We start from the raw sequence: 18,634 nt of genomic DNA, 5'->3' as shown, positions 1-18,634 counted from the left end.
ACTCTCGTGAAGAGAGTGGAACCACCGGGCCTGAAAAGGGGCATCACCCCGTCGATCCCCCGCCTCGGTCACCGGCTATGAGCAGCTCGTCAGCCGCGGCGGACCACGGTGAGGCGTTCCTCCGCGCCTTCGGGCAGTATGAGGCGCGGTACCGGTCCGGGTGCGGCGAGCGAGGAGGCGAAGGCCGCGACCAATTCGTGCGGGGTGCTCGCGCTGAAGCTCGCGCACCACAGATACGGCGCCCCGAGTACGGGCTCCGCCCACGCCTGCCAGCCCAGCAGGTCGTCACGGGGGTCGGCGTCGTGGATGAGCGGCGGCAGCATCTCCAGCGAGACGTTCGTGGAGAAGCCGGGGTCGGTGGCGGTCGTGCGCGGACGGTCCATGTCGCGCAGCCAGCCCCGGGCGCTGAGCGCGGTGAGTACCGCCTCGGCGTTCTCGAGCCCAGCATCGGGGGTCTCGCTGGCGTCGAGCGCGAGCAGGAAATCGGTGAGGGCCTCGTGCGGTACGCCGGAGGTGAAGTACGCGTTCCACTCGGTCAGGGCCGAGGCGCAGTGCGGACGTGCCGACAGCTGCCAGGCGACCGGGAGGCCGCCCAGCTCGAACGGGTAGGCGGCGAGGATCCACTCGGCGCCGCGCAGGCCGTCGGGGCTCGTATAGAGCAGAGTGTTGCGGGAGGTCGGCCACATGCGCCAGCCGAGGTCGGTCAAGGTGTCGCCGATCCGCTCGGCGAGGACGCCGTCGTCACCGGCCAGGTGGCGCGGGGTGACCCAGTACATCGGGTCCGGCGAGGTGGGGTGGGAGGGATCGATGGGGTGGTGCGGGTGCAGGGGCGCCTCCGTCAGTTCGGGGGTGAATCACTGGCCGTTGTTCGGCCTGGTCGCGCCGCGTCGGCGGCGCGGGGGTGCCTCGACCGGCTCCTGCCAGGTCAGAGCGACGGCCACGGCGGGCGGCAGGGGGCCGAACTGCTCGGCCTCCGGGGATTCGGCGATGTAGACCATCGGCCGGCCGTGCTCGTCCACCGTCTTCTCCACGCCGCCCAGGCGGTGGGCCATGGGGAAGAAGGGGTTGATGGCGAGACGGACGGGTGTGTCGCGATCGCAGGTGGACAGCAGGTCGAGGATGTCGCCGACGGTCATCTCGGGCGAGTGCGGGTCCAAGGCGTTCTCCTAGCGGTAGCGGACGAGGCCGCGAGAGCAGGGGCAGGGTACGCGGCACGTATATAGGGAGGAGGACGTGCCCGTCACAGGGGCCGGGAGGTGGACAGGATCCGGGCTACGACATCGGCGACGATCTCCGCCGGCGTGTCCGTGCCGAAGGCCATTCGGTAGCCGGGGACGTTCGCGGTGCCGGTGACCGCGATCACCCAGCCCTCGCCCGTCACCCAGTCCTCGTCGTCGCCGCCGGGCCGGCCGTTCGGGAAGTAGCCGAGGTAGAACCGGCCGTCGCGCGAGCTGACGTGCACGTCGGCACGGTCATCGACGATGTGGGTGAAATCGGCCTCCGAGAACTGGTCGATCACCTCCATCGCCTGGCCGGCACCGAGCTTCCAGGAGCGGAGTCGCAGGGCCGCGACCGTGGTGGCGAATCCGGGTTGCGCCGCATCCAATGCCACAGCATCACCTCTCTGACCTGGTGTTTTCCGGAAGGTCGTTCAGGTTGACATGCTGTTGCAGCGTCCAACAGTCCTTTGGGCGATCTTCCTTGTCTGCCACCGGCGAACTGCTGTCCTCTGTCATCCAATCGAGTCGTTTGCCAGCGAACCCAGTCGTTTGGGCTGCCTTGCCATCGAACCTAGTCGTGTGAGGTAGACGCGCTGGGGGTGCTGGGTGGCTGTCCCTGCTGGGTGGAGTCCGCAGGGCCGTACGTCGAGCTGACGAACATGAGCCCCGTACGCGAGCGGGTTCGACGTCCGATACAGGATTGCGTGACGGCCCGTTCGAGGATGTCGCTTCGGTCCGGCCGTTTCGCTGGTCGCGGGGCGAACGTCACTTTCCGAACTGGTTCTGGGCTGCCACCACCGGTCAGCATGTCGGTTTCAAGTTGTGGCTGGAGCGGGACCGATTGGTGCTGTTGGACATTGACCGGAACCGGATTCTCGCTCCTGACCATGAATCACCCTCCGTCTTCGTACAGTTGACTTACCGTCACTGGCAAAGGGGGATTCGTGAGTTCAGCTGCCGATGCATCCGAAGTAACAGCCTTGTCCTTCTGGGTTTCGTACGACGATCAAGATGGTCGACTCGACGACGACGGCGACTCCATGGGCCTGTTCGGCGGTGGGGACGGTGAGGTGCGGCTGAGGAGCGTACCTCTGGGGGCCTGGCGCAAAAACCTCGCCGAGGCCGTTGACGCGTTGCAGCAGGTGTTCACCGAGGCCGCCGCCCGAGGCGGACCGCTGCCGTTGCGGGAGGCACACCTGTCCTTCCAGGTGACGGCGAGCGGGGGTGTGCAGTTCGTCGGCTCTGCGCAGATGCAGCGCAGCCACGGCATCACACTGGTCTTCAAGCAGTGACCGGCGTGTGATGGTACGTCACAGAGCCCTCCTCATCGGGGCCAGCGCCTACGAGATGCGCGGTGTCCCGCCCCTCCCCTTCATTCCGGCCGACCTCGCCCGGCTCGGATCGGCGCTCGAGGACCGTGGTTTCGACGACGTGCAGGTCCTGGCCGGGCGCGAAGGCGGCAAGCAGGTTTCGGCGAACTACGTGAACGCCCGGGTGGTCGGCTTCCTCAGGCGCGCCCGCCCGGGCGACACCTTGCTCATCCTGCTGAGCGGGCACGGCGTGCATGCCAAGGGTCGCGACTACCTCGTACCCGAGGACATCGACGAGGACACTCATCCCTTCGAGTCGGGGTGCGTGGCGATCGACTGGCGTGAGCACCTCGACGAGACGCCTGCCGAGCACGTCGTCTTCCTGATCGACGCCTGCCGGGAGGGCATCGAGCAGGACTCGATGGGCGTCGCGAGTGTCAAGCAGTGGAGCCGGCAGAAGATCAGCGCCGCGCTGCGCCGCAAGGTGGCGTACGTGTACGCCTGCTCGCCGGGACAGTACGCGCTGTTCGTGCGCCCGCACGACTCCCCCATCAACCCTGTCACCGGGGTCCGGCTCGGCGACTCGTTCAGCATCTCCTCCCGGTCGGTGTCCGACGTCATCGCCGCGCATCCCGGTGCCGCCACACTCCCCCTCGGTCGGTTCCAGGACGCCGTCCAGGACCGGATGACCGAGTTGCACCGCGAGTACCGCAAGAGCGGGCAGCCACAGTCCCTGCGGGTCATAACCGACATCCCATCCGACGGTTTTCTCTTCCTGCCGTCGCCGAGCGGGCGGTCGGGGCGTGTCCGTGAGCCCTCCGCCGTGATCCGTGAGCCCTCCACAGCGGGAAGGCACGCCGATACGACGGCGTATGAGAGCGCCGGGATGGGAGTCGAGGCCGGCACTCCCCGACCGGCGTATCCGCAGCACGGCGTTCGGCTGGGCCGACGGGTGTTCTCCGCGCTGACCCTGCTCGGTCTGCTCGGCGTCGCGGCCTGGGCCGCGGCCACCTACAACGGCGATGGCAAGGGAGGCGACGCGAAGTCGAACAAGCCCGGATCGGAGACCTCGCTCACGCCCAGCTCCTCCGGGGCGCGGCCTTCCAGCACGAACAGCAAGAACGACAAGGACAGTTCAGAATCAGGGGAGACCAGCGCGTCCAGCATGTCCGCACTGCCCGACTGCACTCCGAGCGCTGCGGAGTTGACCGTGCGCAGCCTTCACAACGCATACGGATCCGATGACATCCCCACCCTGCTGCTGACCGCGAAGAACATCACCGGCAGCGACTGCAAGGTCGATCTCGGGCCTAAGAAGACGGTACTGACCCTCACGCCGGTCAACAGCTCCGACGCCTATTGGTCCTCTGCCGACTGCCCCATAGGCTCTGGCAGTCGGCTCTTCCTAGCGCCCGCCCACGGCGACACCACGTACACCGTGAAGTGGGACCGCAAGCCAAGTGCTCCGCAGTGTGGAACGTCTCCGGAAGGGTACGCAGGCTTCGGCACCTTTCTAGCGGAGGCGACAGCACCGGGCTTTGGCAAGGCGCAGACATCATTCGTGCTGTCCAAGTACTGAACACGCCCCCCGTGGAGAGGCTTTGGAGATGGGTGCGTCTCTTCTGTAGGGAGCTTTGACGTGCGCGGTTGCTCACCGAAGGCCGGGTGCTCGATCGTCGTGTTGTCGGCGGCCTGGTTTCGGGGGTGATGGCGATGGTGTCGTGGCTTGAGGAGATCGACAGCGGGAGGCTGGCGCGCGGGAGGAGATCCGTGAACTGCGCTCTCGGATAGAGGAGTTGACCGGACTCCTTGCCGAGCAGGAGTCGGTGCTGTTCCGGTTGGAGATCACCCGGGAGACGATGACGGAGATCCTGTCCGGTGACGTGGCGGTCGCGGAACCCGCAGCCGTGGCGGCTTCGGTGGCCGGTAACCCAGATCACCGGCAGCCGATGGACCGTGTCCGGCGCCGAAGCCGTCCTCACCCTCGGCGCCGTCATCAGCAACGGCGACTTCCCGCAGTACTGGTCTTTCACACCCACAAAGAACGCGAACGCCTCTACCCCCAGCCTGACCAGCACAACCACGAACTCCACGCCTGATCAGCGATCTCACTCCAGAAGAGCCGCACCCATTCTTCAGTGGCATCCGCTGAAGGCTCGATGGCACAGGGCAGACGGAGCTGATCGTTTGACATCCAACCTAGTCGCCCCAGGCCAGGGCACCGCAACGGACTAACTTCGTTGTCAAAGGACAACTGCCGACCGTCGCACCCGCTGGCCGCCGCTTGGGCCGCTGCGGTCAGCCGAGCCCGCCCCGTCTCTCGCAGCGGCGACGCCCATCATGGTGTCCCGGTCCGCCAGGCCGCACCGAGTTCCGCGAGCCGCCCTCGAAAGTGCGCTGCTCCCAGGAGAGATCGTTACCCTTCCACAGTAGGGCGAGGAGCACGGAAGGCCTCTCTCAGACGACCTTTCCGCCAGCGGCTGACGCCATAGCCACGCTCCGGGCGAACGGCCCCGCGTGACCATCGATCGCGTAGAGAACGAGTGGGCGACCTGGCAGCCCACCGACCCGAACTCGCCCGGCGTACGGCAGGAGGATCGGGAAGTGATCACCCGCCGGGCGGAGCTTCGTAGTCGAGCTTCAGCGAGACGTCGGGCCGCATTCCAGTCCGCAGCACAGCCCCCTCGTACGCGCGCGGCAGACGCGACCACTGCGATCTCGGGGTGTAGAGCCGGGCCCCGATGTTCTCGCGGATGGTCTGCATCATGGCCTCTTCCTTCGCAGTCATCGGCTTTGGCGGCAGAGGCAGCGACCGGTATACGTCAGCGCTGACTGGCCGAGGCCGCTCGGTCCGCAGAAGCGTCAACTGCGGTTCGTCCTCGCCGAGCGACAGCAGCACGGACGCCGTGAACTGGCAGCTCGCCCACGCTGTTGCGCCTTCCCAGACGATCAGGCCGATCAGCCGGCACTGCACGACTGCCAAGCACCACTCCTGCTCGCCGATGCTGTACGACTGCATGGCCTCGATGTCGGCGACGATGGTCTGCCCGGCCGTAACCCATCCGTCGGCTGGCACAACCACCGGGTCCCGTCTGGGGCCGATCGCGGCCGTGCAGTCGAACGAGCCGTCCATCGGCAGCCAGCCGCCGTCCGTGGCAGCGTTTAGCAGTTGACTCAGGATCCGCTTCTCCGCCAGGAGGGCACGCACAGCAGCTTCGTCGGTCGTCCTCTCGGTGGCGAACTGGGCCACGACGTCCGCCATGGTGGGCAGGAGACGGAACCGATCTTCCATGCCGGCGACGTCCTTGCCCATCGGCGAGGGGAACGTTGCACCGTCCCCGAAGTCCTTGGTGTTTGCGCTGACGAAGTACACGGTTTCAGAAGGGTTTTTCCTCGCGTACTCCACGGCGGACAACCAGATCGCAGCGTCCCGACTGCCGGTCTTGGCCCCTTTGACGAGCCGACAAGGACGCAGCAGGTTCGCCTCCCGGAACAGCGCTTCCCTCGTAGCCTCCGCGCTGGTCGGGATTTGCTCCACAACGGTGCGCCAGCGCTGCCGCCAGTACCTGCGCACCTCCTCCGGTTGGCTAGGACCGAGCGGCACGTCCAGACCCCACGGCGAGTTCTCGCGCAGCGCCTTGACAGCCTCTATCGCCTTCTCGTGACTCTGCTCGTGCTTGATGGCCTGCTGAGCCACCAGCTCCTCCAAGACCATCCACGGCACCGCGACACGCTCCCCGCCCACGGCCTTGATGGCGCGGAGAAAGTCCGCGCCGCTGTCCTCCGGAGTGAGACCCCAGAAGATGTTCGTATCCAGGATGATCAAAGCCAGCTCCTCCCGCCCTGCATGAGATGTTCCAGGCTTTCAGCCGGTGTGCACGCGTGCACCCGGTTTTGGTCGGCGCGCTGCTCTCATGACGGCCTGCCCTTTCGGTCACGCTGGTTTGCGTGAAGATGCCCCGAGTTGAATGCCCCTGCTGCTCCCGGCGCATCGCTGCCGGGATAGTGGCCGGTACACCCACCAAGGGCAGATTGTGGCGGCGCGACCCGACCGAGCAACCCGGCGGCGGCGTCCTGGTGTCCTGCGTCGGCTCGCTGGAGGTCTCAACCTCGGCCTGGACGACGCACAGGACGAACAGGCCGAGCGCGGCATCGACACGATCGCCCTTTTCTGACGGCCTGACGCTGCACTACCCGACAGACGTGTCCCGCCAGGTCGCCAGCTCGGTAAGCCTGCGACCCAGCTCGCCCGCGAGCGCCCTGGACGGCATCTGCTCTCGCAGCGGTTCCACAACTGCCAACCAGCGCATCAGAGTCCTCTCGACGTCAGTAGACCAGATGGACGCGGTCGGCTTCAGTGTCTTGAACGTCTCCTTGCCGACAGGGGACGGCTCTCCTGGTGGCGCAGAACGGTAAGCCGCGGATCGTCCGCGTCCATGCGGAACAGCACCGTGCGGCAATGCACGGGAATTGCGGAGAGGCCGGGCCCCCTGTGAGCCCTTAAACTCACTCAATCATCAGGGAAGCAGAGGTGGGGATCGTCCGGGAGGCCGGATGCCTCGTACGCGTGGTCGCCACACTCGCAGCGCCCAGTCCACAGGTCGGGGACGACGATTCGCTCGGCCACAGGGAAGGCTCCTTGCGTGCGGGAAAGCTGATTCCGGCGGCAGTGCGCCGGACCCCCGCGACATCGCGCTGGTGTTCGGCACCAGCCGACCCCAACGGGACGGCGAGTCCACTCCTGAAGGCGAATATCCGTACGAGCCTTCACGGTTCGGCGTCGCGCTACGCAAGGGCCACGCGTGGCGCCCCGCCTCCGCTCGCATCGGACACGCGCCCATGACAAAGCCCCCGGAATCAAGAGCTTGCTTGATTCCGGGGGCTTTGCGGATTGCCGCGGGTGAGGTCAGCTCGCGCTGGAGCGGTCGTCGGTGGAGTCCGTACGCCGGCGGCGTGCCGCGAAGAGGGCGCCTCCGCCGGCAGCGATCAGAACTCCGGCACCGCCGACCAGCCACGGGGTGGCGTCGGCGCCGGTGTGCGCGAGCGAGCCCGCGGGAGCGGGCGCCGCGGTGCTCGACGCGGTCGCGTCGGCTGTCGGGGTACCCGAGGCGGACGGCGCCGAGGTGTCCTCATCCTTGCCGGGCTTGCCCGGGGTGGCCTTGTCGGTGGGCTTCTCCGTGGGCGGCGGGATGGTGGCGGTCTTGGCGTTGGTGACGGTCACGGTCACGGGGTCGCCCGGCTTGGCCTTGAACGCCTTCGAGGGCTTGTAGATGTCGTAGCCCTCGGGTGCCTTCACCTGCTTGACCCAGAAGTCGCTGCCCGTGCGGGAGTTGATGGGCAGCTTGCCGGTGGCCGTGCCGTCGGCGCCGGTGGTCAGCGTCAGGATGGTCTTGTCGCCGCTGCCGATGTTGACCGTGGATCCGGCCAGCAGCTTGCCTGTCTTGTCGTCCTTGGCCTTCAGCAGGACCGAGGCGGCCTTGAACGGGTCGACGATCGTCAGCGGGGTGTCGGTGCGGGGGGTGACGATCACGTCTTGGTCGTCGACCGTGTCGTGCAGTGTGCTGCCGCTGGAGACTTCCTTGAGGCGGTAGACCCCCGGAGCGAGGTCCGTGAAGGCGAGCTTCCCCTGGGCGTCGGTCTTGCCGTTGGCGGCCTCCTTGCCCGCGGAGTCGAAGAGGGTGAAGGACGCGCCTGCGAGCACGTCGCCGCCGGGGTCCTTCTTCAAGATGGCCACGCCGCCGGTCTCCGCCTCGGCCGCGTTCCGCGGAGTCGAGGACGTGGACGCGGACGGGGTGGGATCGGTGCTGTGGGCCGAGGCGGTCGGCGCCCAGGACAGGCTGCCAGTCACTGCGGCGGCGACGGCAACAGCGACCGGGAGGGTGCGAGCGGAACGGATACGCAAGAAGGAACTCTCCAAGGGATACGGGCGGGAACAATGTGGGCGAGCGGGTCGGTGGTTCAGCGAGAGCGGCCCGGCGCCGGGCGAGGCGGCCGGTGCGCTTGCCGAACGGGAGGGTGCGGTGATCGCGTAGCGGCGGGCGGCGGCGCGGACAAGCTGCTGTTGCTGCTCGACGGGCAGTTGCTCGATCCCGGCCAGGCCCTGGGCGATAGCAAGGCCGAAGGGGGATCCGGCGGCCTGGACGATCTGCGCGGCGGCCTCGGCTTCAACGAGGATGCCGTAGGTGCTGGGGACGCCGAGCATGTGCTCGGCGTGGTCGCGGGCGCCGTCGAGGATGTGGGTTAGCGGGATGTCGTCGTTCAGGCAGTCCTCGACGATGTCGAGCAGGGACAGCGTCGCGCTGGGCAGGCGGTCGCGGAAGTCCGGGTCGGCAATCCAGAAACCGTTCGGGCCCGACGGCGGGGGCGGTCCGGCGACCGCTGTGGTAGTTGGTGGCGGTGGTCGTCGATGGGACGGGAACCAGCGAGGCGTGGACATCCGGAACTCCGTGGCGAGGTGGGTGGTCAGCGGCTGCGGGGCGAAGCCCCGGTGGTGGGTGTGGGCTGGGCGACAGGTCGGGCTGCCGGTCGGGACATGGCCAGCGGGGGCGGGAACCAGAAGTGGGCGTACTGCTCGATCGCCGTGCGCAGGCCCGTGCCGTCCGCGCCGTGCCACGGCGGCTGGCTGCTGTGGGCGTGCCAGTCACGGATGACGGCGTAGCCGTCTTTGCCGGCCACGAGGTCGCGGGCAGTGTCGCGGCGGGCGAAGGTGCCGTGGTCGGCGAAGCGGAGGATCGCGGTGTCCAGGACGCCCTGCTCGGGGTGAAAGACGCGCAGGCGAAGTCCGTCGTACTCGCCGTGGCGGATGGTGGGGGCGAAGTCGATCCGCAGCCGCAGCGCCGAGTTCGGCTGCGGAGCTGCGTAACAGGTGTCGCCGACGATGGCGTACTGGTGGAGGTTCAGTTCGAGGACGTCGTCGAAGAACTGCTGTGCGTGCAGGGCCACGTGGCCTCTCTCGGGCAAAGGGGATCTGGTCGGTCAGCGGCGGGGGCCGGAGCGACGGGCAGGCAGGGTCGCCGACGGAGTTGTGGTGGTGCTCCAGCGCGGGACGCTGCGCGTGGTCAGCCCTGGCGCACGGCGGGGGGAGGTGCGCCGAACATCGAGGGGCGTGGGAACTGAGGGCGGCGGAGGCGTGACGGGCACGAGCTGGGAATGTTCACGCAGGCCGCGCATCATCTGATCTTTCCAGCGCGGCAGGGGCGCGGGGTCGGACACGCTCTCGGTGATGGCCTTCACCAGCGGGATCGGGGTGTTCGTGGAAGCGGTGGCGTGCCAGCGGGCATATCCGCTTTTCGGGCCGCCCCACATGTACCAGCGGGCCTGAAGCGTGGTGAGTTCCTTCCCCGGTTCGAGCCGGCCCTGGGTGTATTCGAGCCCGGCCATGCCGTCCGGGGTCTGCAGTTCCAGGACGCCCCAGCGAGGGTGCTGGATCTTCCAGCCGCGGTCGATGAGCGGGACGATGGCGTTGAAGGCGTCGAGTTCGGGGTCGGCGGGGTCGGGCTGGGCGAGGTAGTGCTCGGGGCCGTCCTGGTACGCCTGGGCCAGGGCTGTGGTGAACGCGGTGACGAACTCGGTGGGGCAGGTGTCGTTGAAGCTGACGCCCCAGGCGGGCGGGCCGAAGCGGTCCTCATAGGCATTGATCCGCCAGAGTCCGTCGTCATCTCCTTCGGGCAGGAAGCCGAGACGGACTTTGCGGCCGGGTGCGGTGAGGTAGGCGTTGGCGAGGTCGTCGTGGGTCAGCTCCCAGCCGAGCGCCATCAGGGGCTCAAGGGCCGGGTCGCCGGTGTAGGTGCTGCCGGCGAGATAGCGGGGGAAGACGTAGACGTCGCCGTCGATTTCGGCGTCAGGGCCGGTCAAGGGGGCATCCGGGAAGAGTCGGGGCGCGTGAGCGCGGCAGGCGGTCTAGGCGGGGGTGACCTGGATGGACAGGTGCCGGTATGCCTCGGTGGAGCGGGTCTGCGCGACCTCTGCGCTGGGTCCGGTGGTGATCAGGTAGCCGATGCGGGCGCTGAACATGTCGCCGGCTGGCGGCAGCACAAGGTGATCGCCAGCGGCGCGGTGGAAGGTGACGCGCTCGAGCCAGTCGGTGCTGGCGGTGAACTCGGCGTCGAGGCGCCGCTCGGTGAGGGTGCCGGAGTAAGCGGGGTAGATCAGCCGGATTGCTGCTGCCTGACTGCGCGTTGGGGTGAGGTCGGGCAGCACTCCGCAGGCGATGTCGGCGGCGGCGCGGGCCAGGTCGACGCCGGTGGCCAGGTGGACGAGGTGGCCGATCATGTCGCCGGCGATGCGCGCGTTGACCTCGATCAGGCGCGGGCGGTCGTCGACGATGCGGATCTCGACGTGGCTGACGCCGTCGGTGACGCCGACGGCGTCGAGGGCTGCGACGGCGACCGGAGCCACGGCGGCGAGCAGCGGGTCGTTCGCGTCGACTACGTGCGCCAGCTCCTCGAAGTACGGGGCCATCCCGACGGTCTTGCGGGTGATGGCGACCACGGTGGTCTGCCCCTGGTAGGTGACGCACTCGACGCTCACCTCCGGGCCGTCGAGGTACTCCTCGACCAGCACCTGGGTGCTTTCGACTCCGTGGCCGGCGGTCTGCGCGGCGAAGGCATACGCGGTTGGCAGTTCGTCGGCGGTATCGACGCGGATGACGCCCATGCTCGCGGCGTGCGCGGCGGGCTTGAGGACGACGGGATAGCCGATCAGCGCGGCGGCATCGGCCGCCTCGCGCTGGGTGCGCACGTTCAGGGACACGGCAGAGGGCACCCCGTGGCGGGCGAACAGCGTGCGCGAGGTGTGCTTGTTGCGGCAGCCCTGGAGGACCTCCGGAGCCGTGGTGGGCAGGCCGAGCTGGCGGGCGAGACGGGCGACGGGGACGAGGTACCACTCGGTCCACGTCAGCACGCCGGCCAGCTCGTGCCGCTCGGCGAGCGCGCGCCCGGCCGCGGCCAGTGCCCCCTGGTCGGTGGGGTCGGCGACCCGGTAGTCGAGGAGGAACTCCTTCTCCCAGGTCGGCTCGGCGCCGGAGATCAGGACGACGTCGTAGTGGGCGCGGACGTTCTCAAGGCAGTAGCCGCGATACGCGTGCGCCTCCATGTCGGCGGCTGCAACGGCCAGGACGACGGGGCGGGAGGACAACAAGGCTCCAAACGGTGTCAGGACAAGGAGAGTTGAGGTACGTAGCGGGGGTCAGGGGGTGCGGCTGCGGCGCAGCTCGAAGGCGCCCGCCCAGTGGGGGTGGTCCTCGATCAGCTTTCGGGCGTAGAGGGCGGTGAAGTTGTTGTTCAGCCCGCGCATTCCCGCGGGCAGCTGCCATCGCAGATCCTCGAACCGCCTTCAGCCCGACCTTGGTGGGCCCCTGCGGCGAGCCGGTCGGCAGTCAGGCGCTCCAACGCGCGGTAGACGTACGGGTGCTCGGCGTCGAAGGCCAGGAACCGGTCGGTCAGCGTGGGCCGCGCCCCTGCTCGAAACGACGGTCGGGATATCGGCAGGCCCAGCTGGTCGGCCGGTGCGTGGGACGTGGGCATGGGGGCGGTCTCCGTGAGGTGAGCAGGGAGGCGACCGGGACGGTCGGGCGAAGGAGGTGCGCAGGGCGGGGGTGGCGCGCAGCCGGGCGAAGGCGGTGAACAGGCCCACGGCCTGGAGCACGGCGCAGCCGGTGATGACGTGGCCGAGCTGGGCGGACGGCACCGTGGCGACGAGGACGCCGGGAAGGGCAGCAACAGCACCAAGATCGTCAAGGAGAGGGTGGCGCCGAACACGTCCGCGGGGATGAGGCGGGAGCGCAGGGTGCGCAGCACGACGGTCATGCCGCCCTCGCCGGCCATGAGGACGGCGATCAGGGCGAGATAGGCGTGGTACGTACCGGCGAAGGAGACGGCCAGGCATGCAGTGGCGGCGATCGTGGCGGACACGACGCCGACCGGCCACAGGCCGAAGCGGTCAATCGCCCGCCGGCACAGGAGGACCGCGCCGAGCGAGGCGACGGCCGCGGCCGACCAGATGAGGCCGACGTCGGCCGTGGAGCGGCCGAGCTGCTTGATGATGATTACTGGGGCGGCGGCCTGCAGCAGACCGACGGCCAGGTTGGACACGGTCAGTCCGGCCACCAGCCAGCCGAGAGCCGGCAGCGCCCGCAGGGTCGACCATCCCGTGCGCAGTCCCTTCACGACGGGCTGCGCCGCGGCGGGCTCCGGGCGGAGGTACTGGCGCGGGGCCAGGACGCCGGTGAGCAGCGAGAAGACGGCGATCACCGTCAGCATTCCGCTGGCGCCAGTCCACTGGAGCAGGAGGCCGGCCAGGGCGGGGCCGGAGATGGTGGCGACCTGGTCGATGCCGAGCAGCACCGACTGCACCCGGTGCGCGCGGTCGCCTGCCTCGCGGCTGGCCACCCCGCCCGCGGTCTCGACCGCGATGTACGAGCACTCGGTGAGGATCCCGGTGGACGCGGCGAGCACCATGACGGTCACGGTCGCCCCGAGACCCGCCTCCTGCTTGGGCAGGAGGAACGCGGCGGCCAGGACGACCAGGGCTCGGGCAACGGACGCGTAGCGGAGCACGGCGGTGGTGCCATGACGGTCGACCAGGGCCCCGGCGAAGGCGAACACACCCAGTCTCGGAACCCATTCCAGCGCGAAAGCCAGGCCGGTCAGGGCCGCGGAATTGGTGGTGGCCAGTACGAGCAGCGGGATGCCGTACGTAGCCATGGCGAACGCGGCGGCGCCCGTGCTGCGCGGCAGGTAGATGCCGCGCAGCACAGTGGGGACCGGGCGGCGGGCATGCCGCGATCCGACACGGGATCTCACGCAGCGCGCCCCGCTTCCGCCGCCTCCTGCGAGGAGCGGGCGCCGGCGTGGTTCAGGACGCGGAAGTTCGCTTGCAGAAACTCACTCAGGACCTCGTGCGGCGCTGACGGCTCCAGCGTCGAGCCGGGCGCCTGCGGGCTGCGGCTGTGCAGCTGAAGGGCGTGCTGTACGCGGGTGACGAAGTCGACGGTGGTGTCGGGGAAATGGCGTGCGCGTGCCCAGCGGGCCGCGGTGTCGTACACCTCGGCGAGGGCCTCGCCTCTCTCGGTGAGCCGGTAACGGTCAGGAGCCTGTTCGTCGGCGTGGACGAGGCCGAGGTCGCGTGCGATATCGATGGCGTGGCGCAGTTGCCCGGGGGTGAGGTCGCCGAAGGCGCCCTGCAAGGAGCCGCGCCGGTGGCTGATCGGGCCGTTGTCGTCGATCTCGGTGACCAGGCGTATCAGGCCCGGCAGGGTCAGGGTCCTGATCGCGCGGCGTTCTTGCAGGAGGTGGCCGGGCAGGGAGCGGTTCATCGGCGCGGGCCTCCTGCCGGGGAGATCGGGCGGGCGGGCATCTGGTGGGAGAAGAGGTCGCCGGGCTGCCACGCCGGACCATCCGGGGGCGTGGTGGCCAGGGCGGGGCGAGAAGTCGGTGCGGCCGGAACTGCAGGCGCCGGAAGGCGAGTCGGGGTGGTCGCCCACGGGCCGGAACGGTTCTGCGACGGGGCAGCGCCCCACCCCCGAGGCCGACGGGCATCGGCCTCGACCGTCGGGGCGGTGGCCCAGGCGGAGATCGCCTGGAAGACGGGGGCGAGCGCCCGTCCGCCGGCGGTCAGCTGGTAGCCGCCGGTTCCACTGGACGTGACGAGACCGTCGGCGACCAGGCGCTCCAGCGGCTTGTAGACGGCAGTCAGCCCGTAGCCCGGCATGGCCTCGGTGGCCAGGGTCTTGGCGGTCGCGGTGCCGCGGGCCTGCAGGGACCACAGGATCGGGGTGGCGTGCCGCGGCGCGAGCAGAGCGACGGCGTCGTCAATGTTCTGAGCCGGCGCGATCCGCTCGGGCTCCATCTCGCCGGTGCTCTCGTTGGCGACCAGGTCCTTCTCCAGATACGTGTCGCCCCAGGCCGCAATCACCGTGAAGACGGGCAGCAGCGCGACACCGCGGCTGGTGAGGCCGTAGGTGACGTGGCGCGGGGCGTACTCCGTGCGCTCGATGACGCCGGCATTCGTGAGGTGACGCAGCCGGGGGTGGAGCTGGCCGTCCGCCAGCCACGGAAGCCGGGGCTTGAACTCGGCGTAGCGCAGCGGCTGGGAGGAGATGGTCATCAGCACCCACACGCTCCAGCGCGGGGCGAGCAGGTCCAGGGTCTTGGTGACGCCCAAGAGATCGTTCGGTGTGGAGGGGGGCGGCGCGGTCGTGGCCAAGGAAGGTGCTCCTCAAGCGGTGCGGGTGGATCAGCGGGTGCGGGAGGTGGTCGCCGTCGGGGCGGCGGGTACCGGCGGAGCCGGGGGGTGGGTGTCCGGGGCGGACACGCGGCGCAGGCCGCCGAGGACCGCGCTGGTGCTCTTGGCGTAGGCGTCGCGGGTGGCGACGGACTCGGCGATGCGGCGGGCGCAGTCGAGGATGTGGCCGGCAGCGGACTTGCCGATCTCCCGTTCGGGGGCGGTGAGTTCGCGTAGCCGCTGAAGCTGGAAGGCGATGTTGCGTTCGGCGAGGGCCAGGTCGCCGTGGGTACCGGTCAGGGCGGCGAGGAGGCTGGCGTCGGTGGTGGCGTCGGCGATGGCATCGAGTTCGGCGAGCGGCTGTCCATACAGCGCCTCGATGCGTTCGGCGACGAGCTGGGAAACGGCGTGGGACGGTGTGTCGGGCTGGGGCAATCGGTGAGCTTTCAGGGGCGGTGTATCCGCACCGCCCCGGCGCGCGGTGCGGCCGGGGCGGGCGGCGCGGTGGCGGGGATCTTGGGGCTCACGTCGGCGCGTGGGACTGCCGGTTGAGTCGGAGCGGGCATGGTGCGCAGCAGCTCGTCGAGGGCGGCGGTGTAGCCGTCTCGGCCGGCCAGTGCCGCCTCCAGCCAGTCCGCGTCCCACCGCAGATCGTCGGCGGACAGTTCGCCCATGTCCCCGTCGGCGGCCGTCGCGGCATGGACACGATCACGGACGCGGGCCACCTGCTCCTCGGCGACCGCGAGGAAGCTCCGCAGTTCCAGTGCGCGCTGGAGTGCGGCATTGGCCTCGCCGCGGGCTGCCTGCGCGTACAGCTCGGCCACTTCGGCGCCGAACGCTTCCTGCACTGCCGCATCGCGGCTGGTGGACTTGTCAATGACGCTCACCGTGCAGCCCCGCGCGCCGTGCTGTTCCGCGCGCTGGGCAGCGTGGACGGGGAGGTGGGCAGGGCCGGAGCGCGGCGGGCGGCGGGGGACGCGCCACTCCACACGCCGGGGCCGCGCTTCCCGGGAGCGTTGGGGTCGAGGAGGTAGTTCACGACCATGGCCCGGCCGTCGCGGGAGGCGACAGCGGCGTTGACCTGGTGGGCCAGCTCCATGACGGGATCGTCGAGTACGTCGCGCGGCTGGGTGCCCAGCGCCTCGACGAGCGCGTCCTCCGCAGAGTCGAGGGCCTGCTGCGTTTCGGTGAGCAGGCCGTACCAGTGCACGACAGTGGTGGCCTCGGGGTTGGCCTGCGGTGCCGCCTGCACCGCCCGGCGCAGGTCGGCGAGCGGCATCTGGAATCGGTCCTCGATTCGCTCGGTGATGACACCCATCACGTCTTCGCTGGCGTCGAGCACAGAAAATCTCCCTTCTCTTCGGGAATTCCGGTGTGGAAATGGGGAATTGGGTGCCGGGCGGCTAGTCCAGACACATGTAGACCTCGCGGTAGACGTACGTTCCGGACACCCAGCCCTTTACGCCGGTGGTCTTGTCGGTGATGTAGTGCCAGTTGCCGTGGGTCTTGTGGACGGTGAACTTGTGGCCCCGGTAGAGCACGCCGCGGGCGGTGGACCTGCTGGTCGCCTCGGAGCGGATCGTCACGGCCTTCGTGCCGATCACCCACGGTCCAAGCCGGTCGCACGGGCGGCTGGCCGGAGCCGAGACCAGCGCGCTGGAGGGTGCGGCCATCGCGCCCGGAGCGGAAATGACCGGGAGCGCCAGCGCGCCGAGAACGGCAATCGAGGCAGTAAATCGGGCAGTGCGCATACGGAATTGACCTCCATGGTGCGGAGAGGGAATACGGAAGCAGCCCCCGGCGGGTGCCGTGCGGGCTGAGAACAAGAGTCCGGAGAATCCCCGGTTTCGGTAACCGGGGATTGCGTGCTACGTTCCGCGCCGCCTCGCACGCGACAGATGGCATTCCGCCGGGGTCGGCGAGGGAAGCGTGCGGGTTAGCGGGAGTTCAGCGGCTCAGCCCGCGCGGCGGCGCGGGGCGTGCCGGCAGGCCGGGGACGGCGGTGGCGGGCCGGGTCGCCGGCAAGGCCGCCGGCAGCGGGGGCTTTTCGCCGTTCCAGTGCGCTTCCCACCACTGGGTGGCGGCCTCGAAGGTCTCAAAGCCGCCTTCGCGCAGGGTGTGCGTCCACGCGGTGCTGTCGACCTCTTCGAGCAGCACGCGGAAGGGCAGTGCCGCCTTCTCGTCGAGGGCGCGCAGCATCACGGTCGTCTGGATCGGGTCGCTGTCGTGGGTGTAGCTGGTGAGCAGGGCGAAGTGGTCGCCGTCGCTGCGCAGCCGCTGCTCCAGGGCGCGGGTGGCCTCGTTCGCGGGGGTGGTGCCCATGCCGTCGGGCAGGAGGATCTTCTCCTCGGGGCAGCCGCGGGCGATCAGCCAGGACTGGGCCGTGGACGGCAGCGGCAGGTCCTCGTGGACGAAGCGGTAGGTGCGCGCTGCCGGATCGCGTTTGAGGTGCAGGGCGACGATCTGTGGTTCCCCGGGGATGCCCCAGGTGACGGCTCCGTTGTGCATCAGGTAGAAGCTGTGCTCGGCGTCGTCGCTGTGGTGCTCGGCGAGGACGGTCATCATGTCCTGCTCGATGCCGATGTGCCCCCAGAACTGATCGGCGACGTGGTCGTTGACGGCTTCGTATCCATCGAGGCGGAAATCGGGTTCGCTGGGCATCGGTGCTTTCGGTCGTGACGCCTGCGGCGCCGTGCGCGCGGCACGGACGCGCCGTTCAGCGGCGTGTACGGGAGACAGCGGGGAAGGCCGGCGGCAGGGGCACGGGCGTGGTCCCGGGCGGTCCGGCGCGGCGGGGTGCGGTCAGCGCGGCTCGGCCGGCGTCGGTGAGGGTGACGGGCTGACCGCCCTGCACCGGGTGCGCGGTGTCGCGCTCCACCAGGCCCATCGCCTCCAGGCGCTGCAGCTGGGCGTAGGAGATGCGGGTGCGCGTGGGAGTCGCCGCCGCGAGACGATGGGTGACGAGGTGCTCGTGCAGCTTGGCGCCCTGGGCGATGGCGAGCAGGGCCGCGACGTCCTGGGTCGCAACCTGGCGTGGCGCCTGCCGAGGAGCGGCGGCCTCGATTGCCTCCAGCGCCGCGGCTGCCGTGGTCTGCTTCGTATCGCGTACGTCGGCGGCCTTCGCCAGCTGATCGAGTGTGCGGTCGATCCAGGCGAACAGTGCCTGGTCCACGGGCAGTTCACTGGAGGCGAGGCGAGCGAGGCGGACGCGGTAGAAGGTGACGTCCCGCTCGCCCGCCACGAGGTCGCGGTGCGCGTCGGCCAAGGCTGCGTGCGGTGCGTCGAGGAGTCCGCCGTCGCGGTGCCGGCGTAGCTCTTCGACGCTGTAGCCCACGGCGGTCTCGATCCGCTGGTCGAGGACGGTGGGCATCTGTCGGCCGGAAGGGGGTGCGGTCATGGCGGAGCGGTTTCTGGGTCCGGGGCGAGCGCGTCCAGGGCGACGCGGACCTCGACGTACGGGCCGTCGCGGGTGTGCCGGGTCGTGCCCAGACGGTCGAGGAGCCGGAGCATGGGCGCATTGGACGCCTGCGTGAACGCGGAGAGGGTGTGCGCTCCTCGCGCGCGGGCGAGGCGGGCGGCCTGCTGGGCCAGAGCCGTGCCGATGCCCTGACGGTGACGGTGGTCGACGACCTGCAGTCCGAGGTCGAAGACACCCGGCTCCCGGCTGACGGGCCCGGCGCAGACGAGGGCCAGAGGCCGCTCGTCTGCGCCGATCCCGATCCAGCACTGCGCGTGGGCAAGCAGCCGGGACAGGTCGCGGGGCGTAAGGCGGGCGCGGCCCCAGCGGCGCAACAGGTTCTGCTCGGAGCACTGCGCGTGCAAGGCGGCGACCAGATCCCAGTCCGCCTCCGTCACCCGCCGGGTCCGCGCGAGGGCGGGATG

The 18,634-nt window shown here is 69.7% G+C and carries 20 protein-coding genes and 2 pseudogenes; 3 read left to right on the top strand and 19 right to left on the bottom strand.

The features are described 5' to 3' along the window. Positions 1-89: 89 nt before the first annotated feature. From ACFWDI_RS34095 to ACFWDI_RS34085, 3 genes are all read right to left on the bottom strand, one after another. Positions 90-776: a DUF317 domain-containing protein gene (locus ACFWDI_RS34095; RefSeq protein ID WP_385310021.1), complete on the bottom strand. Its 687-nt coding sequence runs from the start codon at positions 774-776 to the stop codon at positions 90-92. Between the two features lie 78 nt (positions 777-854). Beyond that, positions 855-1,136 (bottom strand): hypothetical protein, encoded by a 282-nt coding sequence (locus ACFWDI_RS34090; protein WP_385310033.1) that lies wholly within the window; start codon positions 1,134-1,136, stop codon positions 855-857. Between the two features lie 104 nt (positions 1,137-1,240). After that, entirely contained in the window at positions 1,241-1,612 is a 372-nt protein-coding gene (locus ACFWDI_RS34085) for a DUF317 domain-containing protein (protein WP_385310019.1), read from the bottom strand. A 588-nt stretch (positions 1,613-2,200) separates the two neighbouring features. On the opposite strand from ACFWDI_RS34085, the gene ACFWDI_RS34080 reads away from it, so the two are divergent. The 3 genes from ACFWDI_RS34080 (at position 2,201) to ACFWDI_RS34070 (ending at position 4,629) form a co-directional block, all read left to right on the top strand. Further along, a complete protein-coding gene (locus tag ACFWDI_RS34080; RefSeq protein ID WP_385310017.1) occupies positions 2,201-2,512 on the top strand; it encodes a hypothetical protein in 312 nt (103 codons plus the stop codon). Positions 2,513-2,522: 10 nt separating this feature from the next. Beyond that, the gene (locus ACFWDI_RS34075; protein WP_385310015.1) at positions 2,523-4,109 is read left to right on the top strand and encodes a caspase domain-containing protein; all 1,587 of its coding nucleotides are present in this window, start codon (positions 2,523-2,525) and stop codon (positions 4,107-4,109) included. Between the two features lie 217 nt (positions 4,110-4,326). Next, complete coding sequence (locus ACFWDI_RS34070; protein ID WP_385310013.1) at positions 4,327-4,629, top strand: hypothetical protein; 303 nt, start codon at positions 4,327-4,329, stop codon at positions 4,627-4,629. Positions 4,630-5,138: 509 nt separating this feature from the next. Here the strand turns inward: ACFWDI_RS34070 and ACFWDI_RS34065 are convergent. The 16 genes and pseudogenes from ACFWDI_RS34065 to ACFWDI_RS33990 all read right to left on the bottom strand — a co-directional run bounded on the left by ACFWDI_RS34065 (position 5,139) and on the right by ACFWDI_RS33990 (position 18,607). Further along, positions 5,139-6,356 (bottom strand): PIN domain-containing protein, encoded by a 1,218-nt coding sequence (locus tag ACFWDI_RS34065; protein ID WP_385310011.1) that lies wholly within the window; start codon positions 6,354-6,356, stop codon positions 5,139-5,141. A 1,080-nt stretch (positions 6,357-7,436) separates the two neighbouring features. Then, positions 7,437-8,432 carry a collagen binding domain-containing protein gene (locus tag ACFWDI_RS34060; protein WP_385310031.1) on the bottom strand — a complete coding sequence of 332 codons (996 nt, stop codon included), beginning with the start codon at positions 8,430-8,432 and terminating at the stop codon, positions 7,437-7,439. A 560-nt stretch (positions 8,433-8,992) separates the two neighbouring features. Then, positions 8,993-9,472: a hypothetical protein gene (locus ACFWDI_RS34055; RefSeq protein WP_385310010.1), complete on the bottom strand. Its 480-nt coding sequence runs from the start codon at positions 9,470-9,472 to the stop codon at positions 8,993-8,995. Positions 9,473-9,505: 33 nt separating this feature from the next. After that, positions 9,506-10,384 carry a DUF317 domain-containing protein gene (locus ACFWDI_RS34050; RefSeq protein WP_385310008.1) on the bottom strand — a complete coding sequence of 293 codons (879 nt, stop codon included), beginning with the start codon at positions 10,382-10,384 and terminating at the stop codon, positions 9,506-9,508. Positions 10,385-10,429: 45 nt separating this feature from the next. Continuing rightward, the gene (locus ACFWDI_RS34045; protein ID WP_385310029.1) at positions 10,430-11,623 is read right to left on the bottom strand and encodes an ATP-grasp domain-containing protein; all 1,194 of its coding nucleotides are present in this window, start codon (positions 11,621-11,623) and stop codon (positions 10,430-10,432) included. Between the two features lie 93 nt (positions 11,624-11,716). Further along, positions 11,717-12,054 (bottom strand): annotated as a pseudogene (locus ACFWDI_RS34040) (hypothetical protein). Positions 12,055-12,109: 55 nt separating this feature from the next. Continuing rightward, positions 12,110-13,332, bottom strand: a pseudogene (locus ACFWDI_RS34035) (MFS transporter); the annotation flags it as partial. Next, a complete protein-coding gene (locus tag ACFWDI_RS34030; RefSeq protein ID WP_385310007.1) occupies positions 13,329-13,844 on the bottom strand; it encodes a hypothetical protein in 516 nt (171 codons plus the stop codon). The pseudogene ACFWDI_RS34035 and the gene ACFWDI_RS34030, both read right to left, overlap by 4 nt. Further along, positions 13,841-14,734: a winged helix-turn-helix transcriptional regulator gene (locus ACFWDI_RS34025; protein ID WP_385310006.1), complete on the bottom strand. Its 894-nt coding sequence runs from the start codon at positions 14,732-14,734 to the stop codon at positions 13,841-13,843. The genes ACFWDI_RS34030 and ACFWDI_RS34025 overlap by 4 nt, the downstream gene beginning before the upstream one ends. Positions 14,735-14,764: 30 nt before the next feature. Then, a complete protein-coding gene (locus tag ACFWDI_RS34020) occupies positions 14,765-15,187 on the bottom strand; it encodes a hypothetical protein (RefSeq protein ID WP_385310004.1) in 423 nt (140 codons plus the stop codon). 11 nt (positions 15,188-15,198) lie between these two features. Further along, entirely contained in the window at positions 15,199-15,639 is a 441-nt protein-coding gene (locus ACFWDI_RS34015; protein ID WP_385310002.1) for a hypothetical protein, read from the bottom strand. Beyond that, positions 15,636-16,094 (bottom strand): hypothetical protein, encoded by a 459-nt coding sequence (locus ACFWDI_RS34010; RefSeq protein ID WP_385310000.1) that lies wholly within the window; start codon positions 16,092-16,094, stop codon positions 15,636-15,638. Before ACFWDI_RS34010 ends, ACFWDI_RS34015 begins: the two co-directional genes overlap by 4 nt. A gap of 61 nt (positions 16,095-16,155) precedes the next feature. Continuing rightward, positions 16,156-16,503 carry an SH3 domain-containing protein gene (locus ACFWDI_RS34005; protein WP_385309998.1) on the bottom strand — a complete coding sequence of 116 codons (348 nt, stop codon included), beginning with the start codon at positions 16,501-16,503 and terminating at the stop codon, positions 16,156-16,158. 196 nt (positions 16,504-16,699) lie between these two features. Continuing rightward, positions 16,700-17,413: a hypothetical protein gene (locus tag ACFWDI_RS34000; protein ID WP_385309996.1), complete on the bottom strand. Its 714-nt coding sequence runs from the start codon at positions 17,411-17,413 to the stop codon at positions 16,700-16,702. A 55-nt stretch (positions 17,414-17,468) separates the two neighbouring features. Further along, positions 17,469-18,149, bottom strand: a complete 681-nt coding sequence (locus ACFWDI_RS33995; RefSeq protein ID WP_385309994.1) for a hypothetical protein — start codon at positions 18,147-18,149, stop codon at positions 17,469-17,471. Then, positions 18,146-18,607: a GNAT family N-acetyltransferase gene (locus ACFWDI_RS33990; RefSeq protein ID WP_385309992.1), complete on the bottom strand. Its 462-nt coding sequence runs from the start codon at positions 18,605-18,607 to the stop codon at positions 18,146-18,148. Before ACFWDI_RS33990 ends, ACFWDI_RS33995 begins: the two co-directional genes overlap by 4 nt. Positions 18,608-18,634 lie beyond the last annotated feature (27 nt).

Source organism: Streptomyces sp. NPDC060064 (assembly GCF_042736455.1).
Lineage (GTDB): Bacteria > Actinomycetota > Actinomycetes > Streptomycetales > Streptomycetaceae > Streptomyces.
This window is presented reverse-complemented; position numbering and strand designations above follow the sequence as displayed.